General features: G+C 57.0%; 21 protein-coding genes. 8 read left to right on the top strand and 13 right to left on the bottom strand.

Annotated features, from left to right (window positions below; translation table 11 throughout):
* The first annotated feature begins 112 nt into the window (after nucleotides 1-112).
* Together L1065_RS13740 and L1065_RS13735 are read left to right on the top strand one after the other, a co-directional pair.
* Complete coding sequence (locus L1065_RS13740) at nucleotides 113-1,417, top strand: UDP-glucose/GDP-mannose dehydrogenase family protein (RefSeq protein WP_237096078.1); 1,305 nt, start codon at nucleotides 113-115, stop codon at nucleotides 1,415-1,417.
* Nucleotides 1,404-2,162: an alpha/beta fold hydrolase gene (locus L1065_RS13735; protein ID WP_237096077.1), complete on the top strand. Its 759-nt coding sequence runs from the start codon at nucleotides 1,404-1,406 to the stop codon at nucleotides 2,160-2,162. The genes L1065_RS13740 and L1065_RS13735 overlap by 14 nt, the downstream gene beginning before the upstream one ends.
* 6 nt (nucleotides 2,163-2,168) lie before the next feature.
* On the opposite strand, the gene L1065_RS13730 is transcribed toward L1065_RS13735, so the two are convergent.
* The 11 genes from L1065_RS13730 to L1065_RS13680 form a co-directional block, all read right to left on the bottom strand.
* The gene (locus tag L1065_RS13730; RefSeq protein ID WP_237096076.1) at nucleotides 2,169-3,131 is read right to left on the bottom strand and encodes an aldose epimerase family protein; all 963 of its coding nucleotides are present in this window, start codon (nucleotides 3,129-3,131) and stop codon (nucleotides 2,169-2,171) included.
* A complete protein-coding gene (locus tag L1065_RS13725) occupies nucleotides 3,116-5,002 on the bottom strand; it encodes a beta-galactosidase (protein ID WP_237096075.1) in 1,887 nt (628 codons plus the stop codon). The genes L1065_RS13730 and L1065_RS13725 overlap by 16 nt, the downstream gene beginning before the upstream one ends.
* A gap of 1 nt (nucleotide 5,003) precedes the next feature.
* Entirely contained in the window at nucleotides 5,004-5,816 is an 813-nt protein-coding gene (locus L1065_RS13720; protein ID WP_237096074.1) for an SMP-30/gluconolactonase/LRE family protein, read from the bottom strand.
* Nucleotides 5,813-6,418 carry a 2-dehydro-3-deoxy-6-phosphogalactonate aldolase gene (locus L1065_RS13715; protein ID WP_237096073.1) on the bottom strand — a complete coding sequence of 202 codons (606 nt, stop codon included), beginning with the start codon at nucleotides 6,416-6,418 and terminating at the stop codon, nucleotides 5,813-5,815. Before L1065_RS13715 ends, L1065_RS13720 begins: the two co-directional genes overlap by 4 nt.
* A complete protein-coding gene (locus L1065_RS13710; RefSeq protein WP_237096072.1) occupies nucleotides 6,415-7,323 on the bottom strand; it encodes a 2-dehydro-3-deoxygalactonokinase in 909 nt (302 codons plus the stop codon). The genes L1065_RS13715 and L1065_RS13710 overlap by 4 nt, the downstream gene beginning before the upstream one ends.
* Complete coding sequence (locus tag L1065_RS13705; RefSeq protein WP_237096071.1) at nucleotides 7,320-8,084, bottom strand: SDR family NAD(P)-dependent oxidoreductase; 765 nt, start codon at nucleotides 8,082-8,084, stop codon at nucleotides 7,320-7,322. Before L1065_RS13705 ends, L1065_RS13710 begins: the two co-directional genes overlap by 4 nt.
* On the bottom strand, nucleotides 8,084-9,799 hold the full coding sequence (locus L1065_RS13700) for an IlvD/Edd family dehydratase (RefSeq protein WP_237096070.1): 1,716 nt from the start codon (nucleotides 9,797-9,799) through the stop codon (nucleotides 8,084-8,086). Before L1065_RS13700 ends, L1065_RS13705 begins: the two co-directional genes overlap by 1 nt.
* On the bottom strand, nucleotides 9,796-11,874 hold the full coding sequence (locus tag L1065_RS13695) for an alpha-galactosidase (protein WP_237096069.1): 2,079 nt from the start codon (nucleotides 11,872-11,874) through the stop codon (nucleotides 9,796-9,798). Before L1065_RS13695 ends, L1065_RS13700 begins: the two co-directional genes overlap by 4 nt.
* Complete coding sequence (locus tag L1065_RS13690) at nucleotides 11,874-12,722, bottom strand: carbohydrate ABC transporter permease (RefSeq protein ID WP_237096068.1); 849 nt, start codon at nucleotides 12,720-12,722, stop codon at nucleotides 11,874-11,876. The genes L1065_RS13695 and L1065_RS13690 overlap by 1 nt, the downstream gene beginning before the upstream one ends.
* A complete protein-coding gene (locus L1065_RS13685) occupies nucleotides 12,722-13,642 on the bottom strand; it encodes a carbohydrate ABC transporter permease (RefSeq protein ID WP_237096094.1) in 921 nt (306 codons plus the stop codon). Before L1065_RS13685 ends, L1065_RS13690 begins: the two co-directional genes overlap by 1 nt.
* 120 nt (nucleotides 13,643-13,762) lie before the next feature.
* Nucleotides 13,763-15,013, bottom strand: coding sequence for an ABC transporter substrate-binding protein (locus L1065_RS13680; RefSeq protein ID WP_237096067.1), 1,251 nt, complete (start codon nucleotides 15,011-15,013; stop codon nucleotides 13,763-13,765).
* Between the two features lie 143 nt (nucleotides 15,014-15,156).
* On the opposite strand from L1065_RS13680, the gene L1065_RS13675 reads away from it, so the two are divergent.
* The gene (locus L1065_RS13675; RefSeq protein ID WP_237096066.1) at nucleotides 15,157-15,957 is read left to right on the top strand and encodes an IclR family transcriptional regulator; all 801 of its coding nucleotides are present in this window, start codon (nucleotides 15,157-15,159) and stop codon (nucleotides 15,955-15,957) included.
* Nucleotides 15,957-17,012 (top strand): ABC transporter ATP-binding protein, encoded by a 1,056-nt coding sequence (locus L1065_RS13670; RefSeq protein ID WP_237096065.1) that lies wholly within the window; start codon nucleotides 15,957-15,959, stop codon nucleotides 17,010-17,012. The genes L1065_RS13675 and L1065_RS13670 overlap by 1 nt, the downstream gene beginning before the upstream one ends.
* Here L1065_RS13670 and L1065_RS13665 read toward each other — a convergent pair.
* Nucleotides 17,009-19,090: a DEAD/DEAH box helicase gene (locus L1065_RS13665; RefSeq protein WP_237096064.1), complete on the bottom strand. Its 2,082-nt coding sequence runs from the start codon at nucleotides 19,088-19,090 to the stop codon at nucleotides 17,009-17,011. The two genes, L1065_RS13670 and L1065_RS13665, sit on opposite strands and share 4 nt — an antisense overlap.
* An 82-nt stretch (nucleotides 19,091-19,172) precedes the next feature.
* Entirely contained in the window at nucleotides 19,173-20,141 is a 969-nt protein-coding gene (locus L1065_RS13660; RefSeq protein ID WP_237096063.1) for an ester cyclase, read from the bottom strand.
* Nucleotides 20,142-20,259: 118 nt separating this feature from the next.
* Here L1065_RS13660 and L1065_RS13655 point away from each other — a divergent pair, with 118 nt between their 5' ends.
* From L1065_RS13655 to L1065_RS13640, 4 genes are all read left to right on the top strand, one after another.
* Complete coding sequence (locus L1065_RS13655; protein ID WP_237096062.1) at nucleotides 20,260-21,309, top strand: ABC transporter ATP-binding protein; 1,050 nt, start codon at nucleotides 20,260-20,262, stop codon at nucleotides 21,307-21,309.
* An 87-nt stretch (nucleotides 21,310-21,396) separates the two neighbouring features.
* Nucleotides 21,397-22,647, top strand: a complete 1,251-nt coding sequence (locus tag L1065_RS13650) for an ABC transporter substrate-binding protein (protein WP_237096061.1) — start codon at nucleotides 21,397-21,399, stop codon at nucleotides 22,645-22,647.
* A gap of 89 nt (nucleotides 22,648-22,736) precedes the next feature.
* Nucleotides 22,737-23,762 carry a carbohydrate ABC transporter permease gene (locus tag L1065_RS13645; RefSeq protein WP_237096060.1) on the top strand — a complete coding sequence of 342 codons (1,026 nt, stop codon included), beginning with the start codon at nucleotides 22,737-22,739 and terminating at the stop codon, nucleotides 23,760-23,762.
* An 11-nt stretch (nucleotides 23,763-23,773) separates the two neighbouring features.
* Nucleotides 23,774-24,652 carry a carbohydrate ABC transporter permease gene (locus L1065_RS13640; protein ID WP_237096059.1) on the top strand — a complete coding sequence of 293 codons (879 nt, stop codon included), beginning with the start codon at nucleotides 23,774-23,776 and terminating at the stop codon, nucleotides 24,650-24,652.
* Nucleotides 24,653-24,673: the final 21 nt, after the last annotated feature.

Below are 24,673 nucleotides of genomic sequence, written 5' to 3'. Positions count from 1 at the left end.
AGATTCAAAAATCCAGCTTCCAATGCCGATATTATTGACTTGAAGTACAGATGGCGGCATTCCAGAGGCCAGTCTCGCCAGAACAGGGACACAAAAAACAGGTTTAAGTAAAATGCGTATTGCAATGATTGGCACGGGCTATGTGGGTTTGGTGTCTGGCGTTTGTTTTTCCGATTTTGGCCATGATGTGGTGTGCGTCGACAAAGATCCTGCAAAGATCGATATGCTCAACCGTGGGGAAGTGCCGATCTATGAACCTGGCCTTGACGAGTTGATGGCAAAGAACGTCAAAGCCGGGCGGCTGTCGTTCACGCTGGATCTGGCCGAAGCGATGAAGGGGGCCGAGGCTGTATTCATCGCTGTGGGTACGCCGACACGCCGCGGCGATGGTCATGCTGATCTGACCTATGTGTATGCCGCAGCCGAAGAAATTGCTGCGTTGATCGAAGATTATACCGTGGTCGTGACCAAATCGACCGTTCCTTTGGGCACGAACCGTCAGGTCAAACAGGTCATCCGCAAGACGAACCCGAATGCCGACTATGATGTAGCGTCCAACCCCGAGTTTTTGCGCGAAGGTGCTGCGATTGACGATTTCATGCGTCCCGATCGTGTTGTTGTGGGGGTCCAAAATGACCGCGCAGGCGAGGTGATGAACGAGATTTACCGTCCGCTGTTCTTGCGTGATTTCCCCGTCGTGACGACCGATCTGGAAAGCGCCGAGATGATCAAATACGCAGCCAACGCATTTCTGGCGACCAAGATCACCTTCATCAACGAAATTGCCGCCCTGTCCGAGCGTGTGGGCGCGGATGTCAAAGAAGTCGCCAAGGGCATTGGCCTGGACGGGCGCATTGGCAACAAGTTCCTGCATGCAGGTCCAGGCTATGGCGGATCATGCTTTCCCAAAGACACCAAGGCACTTGCGCGGATCGGTCAGGAACACGCCGTTCCGATGCAGATCACTGAAACGGTCATTAAGGTGAACGAGGAAGTCAAACGCCGCATGATCGATAAGCTGCTTGATCTGTGCGAAGGCAGTTTCAACGGCAAAACGATTGCGGTGCTTGGGGTCACGTTCAAGCCCAACACCGATGATATGCGCGATGCGCCCTCCCTGACGATTGTGCCCGCGCTGGTTGGTGGTGGCGCCAAGGTGATGGTCACCGACCCCCAGGGCCGCCACGAAGGCGAAGCCCTCTTGCCCGGGGTTAACTGGGTCGAAGATGCTTACAAAGCCGTGCAAAAGGCCGACCTTTGCGTTCTTTTGACCGAGTGGAATGAATTCCGCGCGTTGGACCTCAAGCGTGTGGCGCGGCGTATGGCAACGCCAAGATTTGCTGATCTGCGCAATGTGTATTCTGAAAAAGATCTCAAACGCGCAGGGTTTGAAGAGTATTCATTTGTCGGGCGTTAAGGCGCTTTTGACGGCTGCGGCCGTGGCCTTTGGTGCGCCATCCAACGCCGAATGTGTTGTGTTGTTGCACGGGCTTGCGCGCAGCGATACCTCTCTTGCGCTGATGCAGGCGGTTCTACGGGCCAAGGGCTATCACGTTGTCAACAAAGGGTATCCATCGACCAAAGAGCCGATAGAGACCCTTGTGCGCGATGTGATCCCCGCTGCACTGGAAGAATGTGGCGAGCGCAAGGTCCATTTTGTGACCCATTCGATGGGCGGTATTTTGGTGCGCGCCTATCTGGGCAATACCAACCCCGATTGGTTAGGCCATGTGGTGATGCTGGCCCCGCCCAACAAGGGGTCGGAACTGGTGGATGCGGTCGGCGATCTTTCGGTGTTCAAATGGTTCAACGGGCCTGCGGGCACACAGCTGAGCACAGGCGCCCAAAGCGTGCCGAACACGCTGGCGCCTGTGAAATACTCGGTCGGTATTATCGCAGGCACTGTGCCGCTTGGCGCGTTGAGTGCTGTGGTGTTTGACGGGCCGAACGACGGGAAAGTGACGGTCGAAAGCACCAAGCTGGATGGTATGGCCGACCATTTGGAACTGCCTGTCAGCCATACGTTTTTGATGAACAATCCAGTGGTGATCGCCCATACGTTGCGGTTTTTGAAAGACGGCAGCTTTGGTCCCAAAATGAGCGTCGGCGATGCGCTGGCGATGATTGATCCGATTGATATGGTCCGGCCCACCCCCAGATAAACTGCGCTAGGGCGTGATCGTCCAGCGGGTGATCTGGTGGAAAATCTGGCGCGGTTCCAGACGTGTGTTGGGAAAGTCAGGGCGGTTCATGGCGTTGGGCCAGCCTTGTGCCTCCAGCGCGATAAAGCTGCGCGGTCCGTGTCCTGCCACATCCAGAAAACCCCCGTCATAGACCTGAAGCCCCACGTCCGTGGTGGCAATATCCAGCGATAACCCCTCTGGGCTGCGCAAGGTCGCAGCCGGGGTCAGCGTGCGGCGGGTGTCCGACAGGCAAAAGTTATGATCAAGGCGGCGCTGCGCGATGGGGCTTGCGCGGCGTAGATCAAATGATGTGCCTTTGACAGGTGCGCGGTGCGTCGGGATGCCCTGCGCATCTGTTGCAAGGTAGTGGTCGGCCGCAACGGACAGCGTGTGTTCATCAATCGTGTCTGCCCCCGAGAGATTCCAATAGCTGTGTTGTGCAGGGGCGATCCATGTTGCGGCGTCGGCGCGGGCGATGATGGCAAGCGTCAGGTGCGGCCCGATCAACTGATAGGTCGCGGTGACATGATAGGCGGCGCGAAACCCGCCGTCACCTGCCGTGCTACGCAGTGACAGGGTCACGAAACCGGGGCCTTGATCCGCGATATGCCAGTTTTTCAGGTGCCAACTGGCCGCGCCTGAATGAAGTGTGTTGCCGGTGTCGTTGGCCTCAAACCGATGGTTGGATCCGCCCAGAGAGGCCTGCGCGCCCGCAATTCGGTTGGCTACGGGGCCAATGATACCACCTGCGAAATGGCCTGTTTCAAGGTAGGGCGCAATCGTGTTGAACCCCAAGGTCAGATTGCGGGGGGCGCAGGCATGAACAACCGATTGCAACGTGGCCCCGAACGTGAGGATGCCGACGGTCATATCGTCAGATTGCAGGGTGATTTTGCTGATCTCTTGCCCGTCTGGAAGGGTGCCAAAATGCGTCAAAGCGACGTCCATTGCACACCTGCGGCAGGAATGGTCAGACCCTCGAAAGTCACATCATGCGGGTTGTAATTGATCCAGAAGCGGTGCGCATCGGTGTCGCGCACGCGCAACCCTTGGGGCAGGTTCATCGGGGTCACAAACCGTGCGATGATCTTATCCAGCGTTTGCTCGTCTGGCCAGCCGCCCAGATAGTAAAGGTTGTTTTTTGCAACCATTGCAGGGCTGCCAGCCGCGTGGCGCAATACGGGGTCAGCCGCGCCTTCAAGATGTTCGATCCAATGGACAAAGCGACCGCCCCCTTGCAAAGGTGCGTGCGTGTTTGGCGGGATGCTTTCGGTCATCACGACGCTGATGTCTAACCCGTCCACGTTTGGCCCCATTGGTGTCGGGATTGCCAGATGGTCTGTCTTGGTATCTGTGCGCGGCCCCAGGATGACAGGTGTTTTCGTATCACGCAGGGCCGTGCGCAAGGCGAACGACAAGGACATCAGGCCAGGGGCCATAACCAGTTCATATCCGTCCAGATTGGTGGTGTCGGGTGCAAGTATGTCCACGTTCAAGCCTGCCCGCCGCAGCCCGCGATACACCGCAAAGCACAAGCGGAAGTAGTCGAAATCAGCCCCTTGTGGCTGCGCCATCCATGCCCAAGCCGAGGTATAGTCAAAGATCAGCGCGGCCTGCGCTTTGGCTGTGCCCACATCGGGCATTGCCGCAATCTCTTGGGCCACTTGCTGGCATTCGGCAAGCGCGGGGGCATCGGCGCTGTCAGGGCGTAAGAGGCCAGCGTGCATCTGCTCCTGGGCGAATGGGGCCTGCCGCCAGCGGAAATAGCAGACGGTTTCGGCACCATGGGCAAATGCCTCCCACGCCCAAAGCCGCGCCATACCGGGCAGCGGGGCAGGGTTGTAGGGTGCCCAATTCACGGGGCCGGGTTGTTGTTCCATGATCCACATGCGCCCGCGCCCCACACTGCGGTAAAGATCATGGTGAAACGCCTGAAAATCGGGATCACCTTGGCGCAGGAAATGACGTTTGTGATCATCGTCTGCCTCAAGCCGATCGGACAGAAAGCCGATGGGATAGCTGTCCCAAGATGCGATATCCAGATCGGCCCCGACCGCGTAGTGATCAAATTCAACGATGCGCCCCATGTAGTTATGAATAAGGGGGGCATCGGTGTGCTGGCGTAAAATCTCGGTTTGCAGGCGGTTGAATTCTACAACCATATCCGAGCTATAGCGCATGAAGTCCAGCTGATGGGGGTGGTTCGGCTCGGTCACGGTCAAGTTTGGCAGATCGACATCTGCAAAGTCCGGGTACTCCATCGACCAGAACACATTGCCCCACGCGCGGTTCAAGGCATCGGGGCTTTGATATTTCTGCGAAAGCCAGTTTTGGAACCCGGCACGCGCGGCGTTGGAATAGCTGATCACGGTATCATGGCAGCCGTATTCGTTGTCTGTTTGCCACGCCTTGATAAACGCATGTGCGCCGTAGCGTTCGGCCAGTTTGGTGACGATGCGGCGACATTCCTGACGGTAGCCTTGATGCGAAAAACAATAGTGCCTGCGGGATCCGAATTTGCGCGGCGCGCCGCTGGCATCAACGGCCAGCATATCGGGATGTTTATCAAGCACCCATTTCGGGGGCGTGGCTGTGGGTGTGCCAAGCACGACCTTGAGACCCGCATGTCCCAATACGTCGATAGCGTCATCAAGCCATGCGAAATCAAAATTGCCTTCGGTGGGTTCAAGACGTGACCACGCAAATTCGCCGATGCGCACCCACGTCAGGCCCGCATCCACCATGCGGCGCGCGTCATCTTCCCAGACATCGCGGGGCCAGTGTTCTGGATAATAGCAGGTGCCAAGGGTGCGCTTCATATCACAAAATCACCTGATGTTCGGTCTGGCCGCGCACGGGCAGTGGGATAAAGAATGTTTTGCCGCCGTCGGGTTCATTCACACCCTCGCTGGCACTGGTGGCATATAACCCGTCTGGCCCGAGTGCGGGGCAGGTGATTTGGCTGGCAGGCAAATCGAAGGCGTGTTGGAACGCACCATTTTGATCATAAACAGCGATGCGTGACGCACCCCATTGGGCATTCCACAGATTGCCATCGCGGTCCACCACGGCGCCATCGGGTGCAAGGCCGTCGGCTGTCAGATCAACAAACACCTCTGCTGTCCCTTTGGGCCATCCATCGGTATCGAGGGCCTGGCGCATGATCAGCTTGGTGGGGGTGTCTGTATAGAACGCGCATGCTTTGTCAGGGCTAAAGCAAATGGCATTGCTGATCGTAATGCCTGAACGGATCTGGTTGAGCTGTCCCTTGTAGAAACGATAGATGGCGCCGGCTTGGGGTTCGGCTTGTTTGCCCATCGTGCCAATCCAGAACCCACCCCAAGGATCGGCCCGACCGTCATTGGAACGGGTGATTGTGTTGTCGGCTTCAAGGTCCGCAACCTTGCGCTGTTCGCCCGTTTCCAGATTGAAGGAAAACAGCTTGGTTTCCGATGCGATCAACAGGCGGTCTTTGGTCAGCCAGCCCGCGGCGGACACGTGTTCTGAAAACTGCCATTCCTGTTGTGAAGTCAGCAGGCGCTTTCCCTTAATGTCGAACCAAAACAGTTGCTTGCGGGTTGGATGCCACAGCGGACCCTCGCCCAATATACATTGTCTGTCATCAAAAATCATGCGGTGGCCTTATCAAAGGCCGCGACAATTCCGGCGGCGTTTTGGGCGATATTTTCGATTGTGTCACCTGGCTTGAACAGGGCCGATCCGATGCCAAAACCGCTTGCGCCTGCTGCAATCCAATCGGCGAAATTTTCGGGGCCTGCGCCGCCGACCGCATAGACCGGCACCTGCGGCGGCAGCACGGCGCGCATGGCCTTTAGCCCATCTGGACCCGCCATGTTGCCCGGAAACAGCTTGAGGCCTGTGGCACCCGCGGCAATTGCTGCGAAAGATTCGGTCGGGGTGAACACGCCCGGCCAAGACTGCATCCCAAGGGCAACGGTTTTCGCTATGACCGCCGTATCGCAGTTGGGCGATACAACCAATTTACCGCCAGCCTTATGGACCTGCGTGACTTGATCGGTGTCCAAAACAGTGCCCGCGCCGATAAGGGCGGATGTGCCGTGGGCATCTGCCATTGCCTTGATGGAGGCAAAGGGATCAGGCGAATTAAGCGGCACTTCAATGCGGTCGATCCCTGCGTTTATCAAAACGGATGCAGCCTCTGCGGCGTCTTTCGGGGCGATGCCGCGCAAGATTGCGATGATAGGACGGCTCATGGTGTGGCTTTCAGTTGGGCATAGGCGGATGCAAGGCCCGCGAGGGTCATTGCGGTCGGGTCGGTTTCTATCACGGGCACGCCTTGCACCTTCAGCGCTTGGGCATAGGCGGGCGCAACCTGATCCGAGCCGATCAAAGCGACCTGCTGGCCAAGCCAGTAGGGGCGCGTCGCGGCCAGTTCTGCGCCCAACAGAAAACCCGATAGCCGCGATTTGGCGACAGACACGTCCTGTCCGTTCACAAGGTCTTCTGCGCGGATATTGAACAACCTTGCGGCCAGCATCTCGGGTTTGGACATGGCGTCTGACAGCGCAGTTTCAAAAGCCTCCTGGTGCCATTCACCGCCCGCGAGCGAATGTTTCAAAACGCTGTTGTGGCGCAGAAAGCTATAGATCTCGCCTGTCATAAAGGTCTGAAATGACACAACTTCGCCAGCGCTTAGATGCGCCCATTTGCTGTGGGTGCCGGGCAAGCAGATGACACCATCCCATTTGGGGTTCAGCTTCAAGAACCCTGCGATCTGTGTTTCCTCGCCGCGCATAACATCGGCGGGGTTGGTTTGTTTGAGGCCACTGATGATGTGGAGCGAAAGATTTGGATGATCTGTCGGCGCCTCAATCAGGGTTGGCGCAAGCGGTTCACAGGGCACCGTGGCATAAGGCGCTTCGCACCATCCCTGGCGGGCGCCGACCATGCCACAGGCGATGACGGGTTTGGGCGTATCAAGCCAGTCTTTGATCAGGCTGAGAAGCGCGCTTTCAAACGCGCCTTGGGCAAGCGTGGCCATGCCTTGTTCGCTTTTGCCTTGGGCCACCACGCGCCCATCACGGCCAATCCCCCAAACCCGCAGGTTTGTGGTGCCCCAATCCGCAGCGATCCATGTGATGTCAGCAGCCTGGCTCATCCTGTCACCACAACGCCCCCGTCGATGACAAGGGCTTGGCCTGTCATCATTTTTGACGCGTCAGAGGCCAGAAACAGCACACCGCCCGCGATGTCATCGGGCGCAAGAGGGTCTTTGAGGCATTGGCGTTCCAAATGGGCCGCAAGGCCTTCTTCGGTCACCCACATGTCTTTTTGCTTTTGCGTCAGCACCCATCCCGGCGCCAGCGCGTTGACGCGGATCTTGTCGGGGCCAAATTCCCGCGCGAGGCTTCGGGTCATGCCGTTGATGCCTGCGTTCGCGGTGGTGTAAATCGGGTAGCCTGCATTGCCCATCATATAGCTGATCGAGCTGAAGTTGATGATTGAACCACCCCCTGCTTGCGCCATCATCGGGGCGGCGTGCTTGCAGGCAAAGAAATACGCCTTGAGGTTGATGTCGATCATCCAGTTCCAGAAATCCTCGGTCACTTCTTCGGTGCTGTGGCGTTTGTCATTGGCCGCGTTGTTGACAAGTGTGGTGATGGGGCCGTGGGCGGCGGCGGCTTCGTCCATCGTCGCCTTCAGCCGCGCGGTATCGGTGATGTCGCCTTGCATAAAAAGAGGGCGGGTGCCGTGTTTGGCTTCCATCGCATCGCAGAAATCTGTCGCGTCAGAGCGCCCGATAAATGCAACATGGCTTCCTTGTGCCATGAAGGCGTCAGTCAGCGCCGCACCAATGCCAGAGCCGCCGCCTGTGATATAGACGGATGCACCTTTGAGGTCTGGAAAAGAAGCGTTCATCAATGGCTCTCCCGCGTGACGGGGCGGGTGTCTTTACCCACCAGAAAATCAAGGTCTGCGCCCTTATCAGCTTGCAACACGTGGTCAATATAGAGTTTCGCATAGCCGCGCGTATAGTGTGGGGCTTCGGGCGTCCAAGCGGCGCGGCGGGCCTCCAGTTCAGCTGCATCAACCAATAATTCCAGCTCGCCTTTGCGGGCAGACACGCGAATGCGGTCGCCTGTTTTGACCAGCGCGAGTGTGCCGCCTGCGTTTGCTTCGGGGCTGACGTGCAGGATTACGGTGCCATAGGCCGTGCCCGACATCCGCGCGTCCGAGACGCGGATCATATCGCGCACGCCCTGTTGCACCAGCACCTTGGGGATGGGCATGTTGCCAACCTCTGGCATGCCCGGGTAGCCCTTGGGCCCGCAGCCTTTAAGCACAAGGATTGTATCGGGTGTCACGGGCAGATCATCGCGGTCGATATTGGCTTTCAGGTCCTCGATGTTTTCAAACACATAGGCTTCGCCTTCGTGTTCCAGCAGCGCATCTGTCGCCGCCGATGGTTTTACGATCGCGCCATTGGGGGCAAGATTGCCGCGCAACACGCGTAGCCCCGCGGCGGGTTTGACGGGATCGGCCATCGTCTTGATCACATCGGTGTTGTGGTTTTCTGCCCCCTCGGCATAGGCGCTGATATCGCCGTTCAGCACGGTTTTGGCGGGGCGCAAGTGATTTTTCAACTCAGCCAGAACTGCGGGCACACCGCCCGCATAGCAGAAATCCTCCATCAGGTATTTGCCCGATGGCATGCAGTTGACGAGCAGCGGAATGTCCGAGCCGATCTCGATATCGTCCATCGTCAAATCCACGCCGACACGGCCCGCAAGGGCCAGCAAATGCACAACGGCGTTGGTGGATCCGCCCACCGCGGCATTGGCAAGGATCGCGTTTTCAAAGGCTTCGCGCGTCAGGATGTCAGAGGGCTTGAGGTCTTCATCCACCATTTCCACGATGCGCTTGCCTGTCAGATGCGCCAGCGCCATTCGGCGCGCGTCCACAGCGGGCAGGGCGGCGTTGGTGGGCAGCGACATGCCCATGGCTTCGACAAGCGATGCCATCGTGCTGGCGGTGCCCATCGTCATGCAGACCCCTGCGCTGCGCGACATTCCGCTTTCGGCGTTCATGAAATCCTGCAATGTCATATCGCCTGCGCGCACGGCTTCGGAAAACTTCCATACATCCGTGCCCGATCCGATATCATGCCCTTTGTATTTGCCGTTCAGCATCGGGCCAGAGGATACAACGATCGAAGGCAGATCGACCGAAGCCGCCCCCATCAGCTGGCCCGGTGTGGTCTTGTCGCAACCGCCAAGCAAGACCACCCCGTCGATGCCATAGGCGCGGATGGATTCTTCGACATCCATCGCAAGCAGGTTGCGAAAGAGCATCGCTGTGGGTTTCATCTGCGTCTCACCAAGCGACATGACGGGAAATTCCACAGGAAAGCCGCCTGCTTCCCACACGCCGCGTTTGACGCCTTCGGCCAGATCGCGCAGGCCCGAATTGCACGGCGTGAGTTCGGACCAGGTGTTGCAAATACCGATGATGGGGCGCCCATCGAAAGCATGATCGGGAAACCCCTGGTTTTTCATCCAGCTGCGGTGGATGAAGCCGTCTTTGTCCATTTTGCCATACCAAGCGGCAGAGCGGCGGGGTTTCTTGGCGGTCATATGCGTTCTCCTTCAAGGACCCACATTGTTTCGGGGAAAGACCACGGCAGGGTAACGCCGTGGTTCATCAGATAAGCGCCCGACAGTTGCAGAGGATCTGATTTGATGCGCTGGTCGCCCCGCGACAGGGCATGGGCTGTGGCCCCGTTCAGCAAGCGGATGCGATAGGTGCCTTTGGGGTCCAGATTGGTCAAACGCAGCGGGCGCGGCGCGATCTGGTCGCTGGTGGCGGCCTTGCCTGCAAAGACCACAAAGCGCTGCCCGTCGCGGGCGTGTTGTTGTTCTGCGATCACCGCAGGGTCCGCGCTATCAAGGCGCAGAATATCGGCGGTGTGCATCCAGTTGCGGTTGGCTTTCCACCATGCAGTGACTTCCATCAGCACTTGTTCTTCACGGGCGTCCAACTCGCGCGGGTCCATCTCGAAGCCCATGTGGCGCTGTGCAGCGACCCATGCCCGCATAGAGATATCAATGGTGCGCCCCGAGGTATGGCAATGGCGCGGCCCCACGTGGCTGCCTGTTACGGCCAGCGGCAAAAACAGCGCCGCGTTGTGCTGCATCTTCAGCCGCTCAAGCGCATCGTTGCTGTCGGACAGCCAAACGCGTTGGGTGCGCTTCATGATGCCAAAGTCAATGCGCCCGCCCCCTGACGCACAGCTTTCGATTTCGACGTGGGGAAAATCACCGCGCAGGCGGTCCATGAGAGCGTAAGAACCACGGGTCTGTGCGGCATCAGGCGCAGGCAGCACACGGTTGTGGTCCCACTTGATGTAGTCAATGGCGTGCTCGGCCAGAATTTTGGATATGCGTGTATAAAGGAAATCGCGCACCTCGGGCAGCGCCATATTCAGGGCCTTTTGTTGGCGCCCCAGGGTCTGGTCTTCTGAGCCCAATGCCCAGTTGGGGTGGGCTTTGTGGATTGTGCTTTCAGGGTTGATCATCTCGGGCTCGAACCAGATGCCGAAGGTCATGCCAAGGCTGTGCACATGGTTGATCAGGGGGTCGAGACCGTCTGGATATTTGCGCGGATCGACCTCCCAATCGGACAGCGATGTGGTGTCGTCGTCGCGTTGACCAAACCAGCCATCGTCCAGAACAAAGCGTTCAGCCCCAAGACGCGCGGCGCGTTCGGCGATATCCTTGAGGGTGGGCAGGTTGTGATCGAAATAGACCGCTTCCCAACAGTTGTAGTGCACGGGGCGCGGGGCGTCAGGCTTGGGCCATGTGACGATGCGGTCGCGCAAGTGGCGCTGGAACGCGGTGGCGCAGCCGTTCAGCCCTTGGTTCGAGAACGTGGCATAGAGCGTTGCGGTCTCAAAATGCGTGGCAGGCTCGGTCTCCATTCGGGCGGCGTGGCCAAACTGGATTTGGCGGCGGCCGTCGGGCAATTCCTCGGCGATCATCTTGTGGCCACCTGACCAGCCGTAGTGGAAGGCATGCGCCTCGCCTTTGGTATTGGTATATTGATTGCGCGGCACGATGAGGCCCGGGAAATGCTCATGGCCCGTGCGGCCCGTACGGTTTTCGCGGTAGCGCATGCCAGCAGACCAAGCGGTGACATTTGTTTGAAACTCACCACACCAACGCCCCGAAAAATCGATCATCTCTGCGGCGTGTTGCGAGGCGGGAAACACAGGTGCGGCCAGCCAATGCAGATGGATCGGGCGTGTCGCGTCTAACAAGTGTTTCGCGGTGATGATGTGGGTGTCAGGGTCAATGGCGAACAACGCCGTCAACGTCAGGTTGTTGTCTTGATCGGTGAACACCAGTCGCAACCCGTCGCTTGTATCCGCGTGATCCAGACAGAACTTTGGCAAAAGCGGCGTGCCATCCGTATCGCGGCAAATCAGGCCGGGTTGTCCCGGGAATGTGCGCGAGGCTTCAGGACAAATCGACAGATCGGGGTTGGCGTCCAGCATCCCGCCTGTCACATCAATGGCATGGGCGGCATGCAGGGTCTCTAGGTTTTCGGTGGCAGGCAGCGGCGCGCCCCAATAAATCACCTCGGGCAGTCGTGCGCCTGTGCTGGCCAGAACAAGGGTCTGGCGCGCATCATCCAATCGCCAATGGTGCATTATTTTACCGCCCCCAGTGTCAGCCCCGCAATGAAGTGCTTTTGCATCAGAAAAAACATGGCCACAGGTGGGATGGCGGCCACGATGCTGCCCGCGCTCATCAAATGATACTGCGCCACGAATTGCGAGTTGAAGCTGGTAATGCCTGCGGTCACGGGTTGTGCATCTGGCCCTTGGGTCAGTACCACCGCCCAGAAATAATCGTTCCAGATGAAGGTAAAGATCAGCACGGCCAGCGCGGCCAGCGCGGGTTTCATCAAGGGCAGCACGATAAACCAGAAGATGCGCCATTCGGCGATGCCTTCGACGCGGGCAGCCTCGATCAATTCAAAGGGCAGGGCGCGGATGAAGTTGCGCATAAAGAGCGTGCAAAAGCCTGTCTGGAACGCAATGTGAAACAGCACCAGCCCCAATTTGGTGTCGTAGAGCCCCATGTTCACTGTCAGGTCACGCACAGGCACCATCAGGATTTGGAAGGGCACGAAATTGCCTGCGATGAACATAAAGAAGATCAGCAGGTTGCCCTTGAATTTGTAGATGCCAAGGGCAAAGCCTGTCATGCAGGACAGTGCCACTGCGCCGATCATGGTGGGCACGGTAATCAGCACCGAGTTGAGCATATAGCGCGGCATATCGCTTTCAAAGAAAACCTTGCCGTAGTTTACGAACCCTTCAAAAGTCGACGGCATGCCCCAGTAATTCCCGCTTGCAAAATCGGCTGAGGATTTGATCGAAAACATCGCCACCGCAATCAAGGGCAGCAACCAGACGATCATCGCAAAAGGCAGGATGGCCTGGTAGGTCAGCTGCCAGGTGCGCGAGGTTTTTTCGATGGGGGTCGGAAACATCAGCGCGCTCCTTTTTCGTCACGATACATCGACCACAGGAAGTAGGCGATGAAGATCAGCATCAGGAAAAACAGCACCACGGCGATGGCCGCGCCATATCCCATGCGGAAGCCGAATTCGGACAGCGACTCCTCGAACATGTAGAACGACAGCACGCGGGTTGAGCCGAAGGGGCCACCGTTGGTCATTACGGCGATGAAGTCAAAAGACCTTAGCGCGCCGATGATGGTGACGACAAAGGCAATAAAGGTTGCGGGTTTAAGCTGTGGCAGGATGACATGCCACAACATGCGAAGGCCCTTGGCACCGTCCAGACGGGCGGCCTCTACCTGTTCGGGGTCAACTGCGTTGAGGCCTGTCAGATACAAGATCATGCAATAGGCTGTCTGCGGCCAGAGGCCCGCCGCGATGATGCCGTAGGTGGCCAAGGACGGATCGCCCAGAATGTTGACCGTGCCCATTCCGAAAAACTGCAGGATCGCGTTCAAAAGTCCTTCGCGGGGCAGGTAGAACCATGAAAACACAAGACCCACGACCACCTGCGACAGCACAAAGGGAAAAAAGAACATCGACTTATAAAGCCTGATGCCGCGCACTTTCTGGTTCAGCAACAGCGCGATCGACAGGCCAAGCGGGATGGCCAGCAAGTAAAGAAACAGCCAGCGCAGGTTGTTCCAGAACGAGACCTCGAATTTGCGGTCACCGCCCAAAAGGCGCTCATAATTTGCGGTGCCGACCCATGTTTTTTCGCCCAAGCCATCCCATTCGTGAAAGCTGATCCAGAAGGACTGGAAAATCGGGATGATCACATAGACCGAAAAGAAGATCACCGCGGGCAGCAGGAACAAAAAGGGCGTGATCGCGATTTCGTTGCGTTTGTACCAACCCCGCGGTTTGACGGGTTTGGGGGTATCGGCCATGACCGTCATTTGCGCCCCTCCCAAGGCTTGGATCAACACATGCGAAAAGCCTGTCATGGGCTTTGCGGATGGGTTGAAAACGGGCAGGGCACGTCTGACCCCGCCCGCAATCATGTGTGCTTAGTAGATACGCTGACGCGCGTCTTCCATACGTTGCAGGATGTCGTCCAAATTGTCGGGGAACACCATGAACTCTTGCAGACCTTCCATGCCCACGCTGGCCATTTCAGCGGGGAAGTCACGGTCAAAGAACTGTGCAACGCCACCTTGGGCATTGGTCGACAGCATCTCGAAGCCTTGTTCAAGGAACTCGTCGGCATCGACTGACGAATTGGCGTTGACTGGCAGTTGGCCCAGTTTGTCGCCACCGTTGATGTCCGATTGGACTTCGGCCGATGTGACATACTGCAAGAAGGCGCGTGCGGCTTCCTTGTTGGATGCATTCGCAGGGATGTGGAATGTATCTGTGGGTGCGTCCTCACCTTGTGGCACGTCTGCGATTTTCGGGAACTGATAGAAATCGATCTGTTCGTCCGACAAACCTGCTTCGCGCAGGTGCGGCACCGCAAAGTTACCGATCAGGTAGGATGCGGCTTCGCCGTCTGTCATGAACTTGAGGGCTTCTTGCCAGCTATACGACTGGTGATCCGCGATGTAGCCGCCCATGTCGATGATTTTGCGCCAGTTTGCGAATGTTTCGCGGACGCGTGGGTCTGTCCATTCCACTTCGCCGCGGGCCAGTTGCATGTGGAAGTCAAAGCCGTTGGTGCGCATGTTCAGGTAGTCGAACCAGCCGCCAGCCGTCCACAGGAATTTCGTGCCGATGGCGTAGCATGCACGGCCAGAAGCAACGATCTTTTCGCAGTTGGCCAGCTCTTGCTCAAAAGTCATCGGCTCTTCCAGACCAAGCTCGTTGAAGATGTCTTCGCGGTAATAGATGCCCCATTGGTAGTATGTGTAAGGCACGCCCCACTGCTTGCCATCAAGGGTCATTGCGCCTTTCACAGCGTCAAGGCCTGGCAGGTCGCCGTTGGCGTACATGTCGCTGATGTCTTCAAACAGGCCCGCGTTCACATAGGGTGTCATGCGGTTGGCGGCATACCAGTTCACCACGTCGGGTGCATTTGCGGTCAGCGCGTTGCGGATTTGTGTTTTCCACGCTTCGCGGTCCACGATCTCCAGCTCAACCTCAAGGTTGGGGTGCAAGGCGTCAAAGTCGGCGGCCAGTTGCTCCATCGTGGCGCGGGGCGCGGGGTTGGACATATCCGAGATGATGCGGAGTGTGCCGCTGAGGTCTTGCGCGAACGCGGCCCCTGCAAGCATGGATGTTGACAGCAGCGCCGCGGCGGACGCTTTGAAAATGGAACGCATGGTTTCCTCCCTAGGTGCTTCCAAACTATGTTTGCGGTTTCATTATTTGAAACTGCGTTTTACATATTGAAATGATAACGACGACTCGCATAGGCTTGTCAACAGCGTCGTGTGATTTTGCGATGCTTGGGAGGATGACAACAATGGCAGAGGCAAACAGCGGCACCGTTGGCAAGGCGCTTGATGTGCTTGACCGTGTTGCGGGATTCAAACGGCCAGTGCGGTTCAATGATGTGCTAGAGCAGTCGCCCTATCCCAAGGGCACTTTGTATCGGCTGATGCAGACCTTGGTGCATGAGGGGATGTTGGTGTTTGATACAGATCGCCAAACCTATGCGCTTGGTGTTCGGCTGGTGCGGCTGGCCCATGCTGCATGGGATCAGTCATCGCTTGCCCCGCTTGCTCGCCCGCATCTGGATGCGCTGAGCCGCGATGTCGGGGAAACCGTGCATCTGGCGCAACTTGATCACGCGCAGGTTCTCTATGTTGATAAGCGCAATGCGGATGACCCTGTTGAGATGTATTCATCTGCTGGAAAGGTTGGGCCAGCTTATTGCACAGGTGTTGGCAAGGCGATGCTGGCGCATTTGCCTGAAAGCGAGCTGGACCGGCTTATTCCACTGCAGCTGTTTCACAAGTTTACCGATCAAACCTTAACAAGCGAAGCGGCCCTGCGGACCGAGCTTGCAGATATTCGCACGCATGGATACGGCTTTGACCGTGAAGAGCACGAGCCCGAAATTATCTGCGTGGCTTTGCCAATTCTGACCAAATCGGGCCGCGTCCTGGGGGCGCTTTCGGTCACCAGCACAACCAGACGCACAAACCTGGCCGCGCTTGAAACGCTTGTACCACGCATCAAAAAAACTGCCGATGCCATCGCAACGGAGGTCCAGAGTTGGGCTTTCCCCGATGGTTCCATGGCCCAAACGGGAGACCAATAATGTCGGGTGTCAAACTGAACAACGTGATCAAGAGATACGGTGCCACGCAAGTTATTCACGGCATTGATCTGGGGATCGACGATGGAGAGTTTTGTGTGTTCGTGGGGCCATCGGGCTGCGGTAAATCAACGTTGCTGCGTATGGTTGCAGGGCTGGAAGAAACCACAGAAGGTCAGATCAATATCGGCGCACGTGATGTCACCCGGCTTGACCCAAGCGATCGCGGCGTTGCAATGGTGTTTCAGACCTATGCGCTTTACCCGCATATGACAGTCGAACAGAACATGGGTTTCGGTCTGAAAATGAACGGCCATCCCAGATCCGAGATCGACGCCAAGGTGGCCGAGGCCAGCCGCATCCTGAAGCTGGATGATTATCTCAAACGCAAACCCGCGGCTTTGTCGGGCGGACAGCGCCAACGGGTTTCCATCGGGCGGGCCATTGTGCGGGGCCCCGAGGTCTTTTTGTTCGATGAGCCGCTGTCAAACCTTGATGCGGAATTGCGTGTTGAAATGCGGGTCGAGATCGCACGTCTGCACAAAGAAATTGGCGCGACGATGATCTATGTCACCCATGATCAGGTCGAGGCGATGACGCTTGCCGATAAGATCGTTGTGCTGCGCGCGGGCCGTATTGAACAGGTGGGCGCGCCGATGGATCTGTATCGCGATCCAGACAACAAATTTGTGGCAGGGTTTATTGGGTCTCCTGCGATGAATTTTCTGAATGGCAAATGCGCGGCAGAGGGTGTTGATGTGCCAGGTCTGGCGATGACTGTGCCGATGGGCCAAGCCGCGCAGAATGCGGGAACAGAGGTCAGCATCGGGATACGCCCCGAACATGCGCAGATTGTCGATGGTGACACCCATGTGGTTGAATTGACCGAGGCTTTGGGCGGCGTGTCTTATGCATACCTAAAGGCCCCCACGGGCGAAAAGATCATCGTCGAAGAACGTGGGGACGAACGGTCAAAGACAGGGGACCGTGTGGGGCTGCGGTTTGATGCCAGCCGCGCGATGTTGTTCGACGCGGCCAGCGAAATGCGGATCCGCTAGGGCTTGCTGCGTGCGCCGCGGGGTTTGCGCCCGCCGCCTTTGGATGGATCGGACGCCCAAGAGGGTTTGCCCGCACCCTTGCCCTTTGGCTTGCCACCTGGTCTTCCGCCAGGCTTGCCGCCTTTGAAGGGTGGTTTGTCACCGCCTGTGCGGGCCTTGTTCTTTTTGCTGGTGGGCTTGCCTTCGGGGGGTGTCGGGCCCTTTTTCTTATAGGGCTTCACCACACCGTCCGGGCGTTCGCTGCGTTCCTCGCGCGGTTTGTAGGGGGCTTTGTCCTTACCTTTGTAGGCAGGCTTGCCACCTTTGCTTTCGGGTTTGGGTTTGCGCGCTTTGGGCGTGCGTTCATCATCCCAAACACGTGGGGCGCTGTCGGATTTTTGGCGTGGCTTTTGGGGGCGGTCATCGCGCTGGTCATCGCGTTTTTCGTAGGGTTTGCGATCTCCACGCGGCTTGCCGCCGTAGGGTTTTTTGTCGCTGAAGGATTTGCCATCACGCGGGCTGCGTTGGGGCAGGTCGGGGGCTTTGGCAAGCTGTTCGATACCCGCGCCTTCGACCTTCATCTCTGCGCCGATGGTTTCGACAAATCCGTTCACCGCGTCTTTGCGCAATTCCACATAGCTTTTGTCATGCATGACTCGGATCGCGCCGATGTCGTCTTTGGTCAGCCCGCCTTCTTTGCACAGCATTGGCAACAACCGGCGCGGCTCTGCACCTGCGTCGCGTCCGCCATCGACCGCAAACCAGACTGATGGGCCAAAGGCCTTCTTGGGCTCGCGTGGTGCTGAAGGACCGCTGAGGTCTTCTGGCGCAGAGTGCTGCGTGTGGAAAAGCTGCAGATAGGCGTGCGCAATTTGTTCGGGGCTGAATGTCTCGACCAGTTTTGCAACTGTCGCGGCATCGCTGTCTGGAATAGGCGAAAGCCATGCATCATCGGCCAGCATACGTTCTTCGTCGCGTGCGCGCACTTCGTCGGCTGAGGGGGCCTGGCCCCAAGTGGCGTCAAGTTTGGCCCACCCCAAGATACGCTGTGCCTTTTTGCGCACCTTGGGTGTCACGATCATGACGCTGGTGCCTTTGCGTCCGGCGCGACCCGTGCGGCCCGAGCGGTGCAAAAGCGTCTCGTGGTTGGACGGCAGTTCGGCATGGACCACCAGATCAAGGTTGGGCAGGTCAATCCCGCGGGCGGCCACATCGGTGGCCACGCAGACCCGTGCACGGCCATCGCGCATCGCCTGCAACGCATTGGTGCGTTCGCCTTGGGTCAGCTCACCCGAAAGGGCCACAACTGAAAAGCCGCGGTTCGACAGCCGCGTGGTCAACCGATTGACCATCGCGCGGGTGTTGGCAAAGACGATGGCGTTGGGGGCTTCATAAAACCGCAACGTGTTGATTATCGCGTTTTCTGCGTCACGGTCACTGACGTCACAGGCGCGATATTCGATGTCGGCGTGCTGGCCTTCTTCGGACTTGGCGACAACACGGATCGCGTCGCGCTGATAGCTTTCGGCCAGTTTGGCGATAGACTTTGGCACGGTTGCGGAAAACAGAAGCGTCTGGCGATCGTCGGGGCATTCGCCCAAAATGAATTCCAGATCCTCACGGAAACCCAGATCCAGCATCTCGTCGGCTTCATCCAGAACCACCGCGCGGATGGCGCTTAGATCAATGGCGCCGCGCATGATGTGGTCGCGCAGACGACCGGGCGTGGCCACAACGATATGTGTGCCGCGGTCAAGCGCACGGCGTTCATCGCGCGTGTCCATGCCGCCCACGGTAGAGGCCATGACAACGCCAGCTTTGGCATAAAGCCATGACAATTCGCGTTTGACCTGCATCGCCAATTCACGTGTCGGCGCAATAATCAGGGCCAGCGGCGCAGAGGCGCGATCAAATGTATTGGCATCGCCCAAAATGGTGGGGGCAATCGACAGGCCAAACCCGAGCGTTTTGCCCGAACCTGTTTGGGCCGAGACAAGAAGATCGGCGCCTTGGTATTCGTCCTTGAGCACCTCTTGCTGAACAGGTGTCAGATCGGTGTAGCCTTTGGCGGCAAGAGCATCGGAGAGGGATTGTTTCAAGGGGTGTGCCTATTGGTCGGATCAAAGACCTCGCGCTCTAACGGGTTCATATCGTGCTGTATAGAGAAATAGGGTCGCACCCTTACGTCAGAGCGTTGCTTTCCATGATCAGGTCGCGCCCCATCTGATAAAACAAATCGCCGTAATCCAGCGTGACCCAGTTTTCGGCAATGCGGTTCGTATCGATGCGATAGAAGTCCATTACCCGCAGCGTCAATGCGCGGCCATCGGCAGGTTGGCCCAAATAACTGTCTTGGAACGTCATAGTCATGGAGGGCCAACCGCTGACCGCGGCGTAATTCGCATCACCGATGCGACAATAATGATTGCCGCCTTTTCGGTCGGGGAAGGCGCGCAGGAAATCGGCGCGATGGTCTTTGACGAATCCATCCCATCGATAGTTGCTGCCCACACCCGCAGGACCATACCACAGCATATCATCCGCCCATGTACCGTCTTGCCCGGTCTGTCCTTTGGAAGCGCCGGTCTTTGGATCGTAGACATGCAGATCGCCGAGCATGCGCTGCACCACATCAAGCGATGCCATCCCATCGCCTGAAACGGGGCAAAGCCCGTCTTGGGTGGCGGGGGCAGGGAATGTGATTTCAGTGCCAAGAGACGGTAAGGGAAGGCGGCCCGATTGATGCATCAGATCGGGCAGGTCGAAGATGATTTTGGCTTCAACGATTTGATTGTTTTGCAGGCGGTAAAACTCGCCCGCGCGAAGGAAGGCAAGTTTGTTTGACGGCGTCAGGCCAAACATAGGCGCATCGAAGGTGCCGACATAGTGGGTCACACAGGCGCACCAATACCCGCCCGTATCGCGGATGTTTTGCCCGCCGATAAACAAAAGATCGCGCCGATGTGCATGAGACAACGCGCGGCGCACCGGATCAATGAAATGCGCAAGAATCGTATCACGTCCGATCAATTGGTTCACCGGCCATGCGACATCAAACACCGCATTTTCGGCGATCACATCTGTATTTCCGCCGTCGCGCCAGAGCGCGTCCAAGCCTTGGCGCAAGCGTTTGCGTGGGTCTATCGTCATGGGCCAGCCAATAAATGTTGGGAATTTCAAAAAAGAAAATTGCAAATGCTGCGGCTTGTGTCTAGCATTTTTGCAAACGTGTGCAAAAGAGCACAACAAGACAAGCCAGGGGGGTCGCATGGCTGAAATCCAGCTGCGCAACGTAGGAAAGCGTTGGGGCAATTTTGTCGGGGTCAAAAACTTTGACCTGACGATTGCAGATCAAGAATTTTTGGTCCTGCTTGGTCCTTCGGGGTGCGGTAAGACCACGACGATGCGCATGATTGCGGGTCTTGAGGACGTGACCGAAGGCGACATCATTGTCGATGGCAAACGGGTAAATGATCTGGAGCCTAAAGACCGCGACATCAGCATGGTGTTTCAGTCATACGGCCTCTACCCGAATATGAATGTTTACGACAACATCAAGTTCCCTCTGAAGGTCCGCAAGGTGCCTGCGCACGAGCATGATGAGCGCGTTATGCGGGCGGCTGCTATGGTTGAGCTTGAACCTTTTTTGCACCGCAAACCAGCGGAGCTGTCAGGCGGCCAACGTCAACGCGTGGCACTTGCACGCGCGATTGTGCGCGAACCGAACGTGTTTTTGATGGATGAACCGCTGTCCAACCTTGATGCGAAATTGCGTGTTTCGACCCGTGCGCAGATCAAAAACCTCAGTCATGAGCTTAAAGTCACCACGATCTATGTCACCCATGACCAGATCGAAGCAATGACCTTGGCTGACCGTGTTGTTGTGATGGAAAAGGGGATCGTTCAGCAAGTTGGCACGCCGACAGAAATCTACGATAACCCCGCCAATACATTTGTCGCCAGCTTTATCGGCTCGCCTGCAATGAACCTGGTTGACGGGGACATGAAAGGCGGCACGTTCACATCTGCCAATATGTCCGTGTCTGGTTTGAAGGCACCTGACGGGCCGATCACGCTTGGGTTTCGCGCGGAAGATGCCACAGTGGTGGAGAGCGGTGGCCAAGCAAAAGCGCCCGCCTACACAATGGAATTGCTTGGTGATGCCACAATGGTCGCAATCCGCCTGGGCGGCGCGCTGTGTAATGTGAAAGCGGCCAAAGACTACCGGACCGAAATTGGGGATGACGTCGCTGTCTCGATCCCCGCTGAAATTTGCCACCTGTTCGATAAAGAAACAGGCGTGCGGATGGGGGCCTAGAGCCCTTCCAATAATTCCTCGAAAATGGGGATAAGAGTTGTCTTTGGCATTCTGCCGAAGGCCAGGAAACAAACAGGGAGACACAGTATGTTTCTGAAGAAAATTGCAACTGCAGCCGCGATGTCCATCGTTGCCGCATCGGCTGTCCAGGCGGCAGGCCACTCGGATTGTGGTATCGAAGAAGGCCGCGTCAGCATTGTGGGCAACGAATTCCCCGCAATTCAGACGGTTGGGGCAGGTGCGCTGGCGTGTGCCAACGACAATGTCGTGGTCGAGACAAATCTGACCGCCGATCACCAGAAAATCAATCTCGCAGGTATGCAGGGCAACCCTGCGGAATACACGTCTGCGATTGTTGCGAACTCGTCCATCGTTGCGCTGATGAACGAAGATGTCATCCGCCCGCTGGATGATCTGGTCGCCGCTCATGGCGCCACTTTGAAGCCAAACCAGCTGATCACTGTGGGTGGCAATGTGATGGCCGTGGCCTTCATGGCGAACGCACAGCACCTGACATATCGCTCTGACATTCTTGAGCAGGCTGGCATTGAGCCGCCAATGACATACGAAGAAATGCTGGCGGCTGCCGAAAAGATCCGCTCGATGGGTATTCTTGAAAACCCGATCGGTGGCCCATATGCCGCTGGCTGGAACCTCGCGCAAGAATTCAACAATATGTACATCGGTCACGGTGGTCAGTTTTTTGAACCAGGCACAGCCAACGTCAGCATCAACAATGAGCAGGGTGTTGCCGCGCTCGAGATGATGAAGGCGCTATCGGAATACATGAACCCCGATTTCCTGACGCATGATTCCAACGCGACATCGGCAGAATGGAAAGCGGGTAACGTGGCTTTGATGCATATGTGGGGCAGCCGGATTGATCCGCTGCGTTCAACCGAAGGGTCGTCCGAGCAGGTTGCCAACAACACCGCCATTGCCGGTCCGTTGACAGTTGCAGGCGGCGACACGCCGGCCACAACCCTGTGGTGGGATGGTTTCACTGTGGCAAAGAACATCAGCGATGCAGACGCAGAAGCCACCTTCAAAGCACTGGTCAAAGCCATTGACCCATCCATCCTGAATGACGAAACAAGCACACAAGCTGTCTGGCTGATTGATGGGTATGAGCCAACACCCGCCGCCACAGGTGTGTTTGCTGCGGCCAACGCGGGTTCGGTTCCATATCCAATGTTGCCTTACCAAGGCCTGTTGCATTCGGCGCTTGGTGCTGAACTGGCAGACTTCATGCAGGGTAAAGAAAGCGCCGAACAAGCGCTTGCAGATGTTGAAGCGGCCTACACCGCTGCAGCAAAAGAGCAAGGCTTCCTGCAATAAGGATGCGTTTTGGGCGGGACCACTCTGGTTCCGCCTTTTTATATTTTTCGACCTTATTCGTTTTGACCTTTTCCACCTGAGGCTGCCTGATGAAGCATAAGACATTCTTCTGGTTCTTTCTTCCGACCGCGCTGGCGATGCTTTTGTTTATCGCTTTCCCGATCGTGTCGGTTGTTGTGCAGTCTGTTTTCACGCCGCATGAAGCTGTGTTCAAATCAGTCGAAAACAGTGGCCCGTTCGGCACCACAACCGAAACCATCATTGATCAAGAGGCAATGGCCATCCTGAAAGACGAGCGGCCTTTGGGCCAATTCGCGGGCCTGTCTATCTATCTTGATCGCGGGCATCTTGCGGTTTCCGAAGTGGGCGATGCATGGCGCAGTAATGAAACGATGAGTGGCTTTTTGTCGGAGTTGCGCAACCTGCCGTTTTACCGCGCGATGGCTTTTACCCTGACCTATACGTTCACAGTGACGCCGCTGCTTATCATACTGGGGTTCGCGATTGCAGTTGGGGTGAATTCGCTTCACCGCCACCTCAAGGGGCTGGTCATTTTCTTTTCGCTTTTGCCGATGATTGTTACCCCGCTGATCGGCTCGCTCATTTTGTTCTGGATGATCGATAGCCGCGGTATTCTGGGGACGTTTTTGCAATATCTGGCCAATGACCCCGATCTTTCTCTTAAGGCCTCAACGGGTCTGACATGGATCATGCTCATTGTTTACGGGATCTGGTCCTCGGCGCCCTTTGCGTTTGTGGTGTTCTATGCGGGGCTGCAAACCTTGCCCAAGGATACGCTGGAATCTGCGATGATTGATGGCGCGACGCGCTGGCAGCAGATCCGCTATGTAGTCATCCCGCATCTTATGCCGCTGGTTACTTTTGTGGCGTTGATCCAGCTGATGGACAATTTCAGGGTGTTTGAACCGATCGTCGGCTTTAAGGCAGAGGCGCATGCGACCTCGCTCAGTTGGATTATTTTCAACGATTTGGGTGGCGAGACGCAGTTGCTGTCCTCGGCGGCGGCGACATCTGTGCTGACGATCATCTGTGTGTCGATCCTGCTTGCGCCCGTCTTGGTGCGCACGTGGCGCGATTTCACGGCAAAGACATAGGGGAACGGGATATGTCAAAGGCAACCGAAGCACCGACCTCTCTGAAACTGTTTAACTGGGGGTTCATTACGGTCTGGCTGATCGTCGCGGCTTTCCCGTTTATGTGGACCTTGTGGGGGTCATTCAAGGTCGAGCTGGATTTCTTCTCGATCGCAGATTGGACCAATGCGCTGACAGGCGAGCGCACCCAAGCGGTCTATGGCTCTCCATTCACAGGCGCGGGTTATTATGGCGCTTGGGTGCAAGAAGGCTTTGGCAGCGCGGTCATCAACACCTTTATCGTGTGTTTCTTCGTCGTGCTTACATCGCTGACGATCGGCACACTTGGGGGATATGCGCTTTCGCGGTCCGGGTTTCGCTACACATTCTGGTTGCTCATCATCGCACTGATCTTTCGTGCGATGCCGCCAATCACACTGGTTTCAGGGTATTTGTTGCCGTTCTTTGAGTGGAACCTCTGGGGCATTTTGCCCACCTCGATCATCGTGCTTGTGGCGATCAACCAACCATTCACCCTCTGGATGCTGCACAGTTTTTTCCAAAAAATTCCCAAGGATCTGGACGAAAGCGCCAAGGTCGATGGCTGCACACAGTTTCAGGCATTCCGGTTTGTGATTATCCCCGTCATGTGGCCGGGGGTGATTACCACGGGTCTATTCAGCTTCCTTTTGGCCTACAATGATTTTGCCGTGACAGCGATGTTGCTGAACCAGGAAAACCAAACCATGGTGCCCAAGATCGCCTCGTTCCTTGGAACCACACAAACCGAAGGAAATGTGATGTTTGCGGTTGCAGCAGTGGTTTCAGCCACTGTGCCATTGTTCATCCTTGTTATGTTCTTCCAGCGCCAGATTGTCAGCGGACTGACAGCAGGCGCGGTGAAGGGATAAGTGGAAAACCTGGGCGGGCGA

The organism is Nereida sp. MMG025 (genome assembly GCF_021654165.1).
In the GTDB taxonomy this organism is placed as follows: domain Bacteria; phylum Pseudomonadota; class Alphaproteobacteria; order Rhodobacterales; family Rhodobacteraceae; genus Nereida.
Note: the sequence above shows the minus strand (reverse complement) of the source record. Positions and strands in the feature narration are given on the sequence as shown.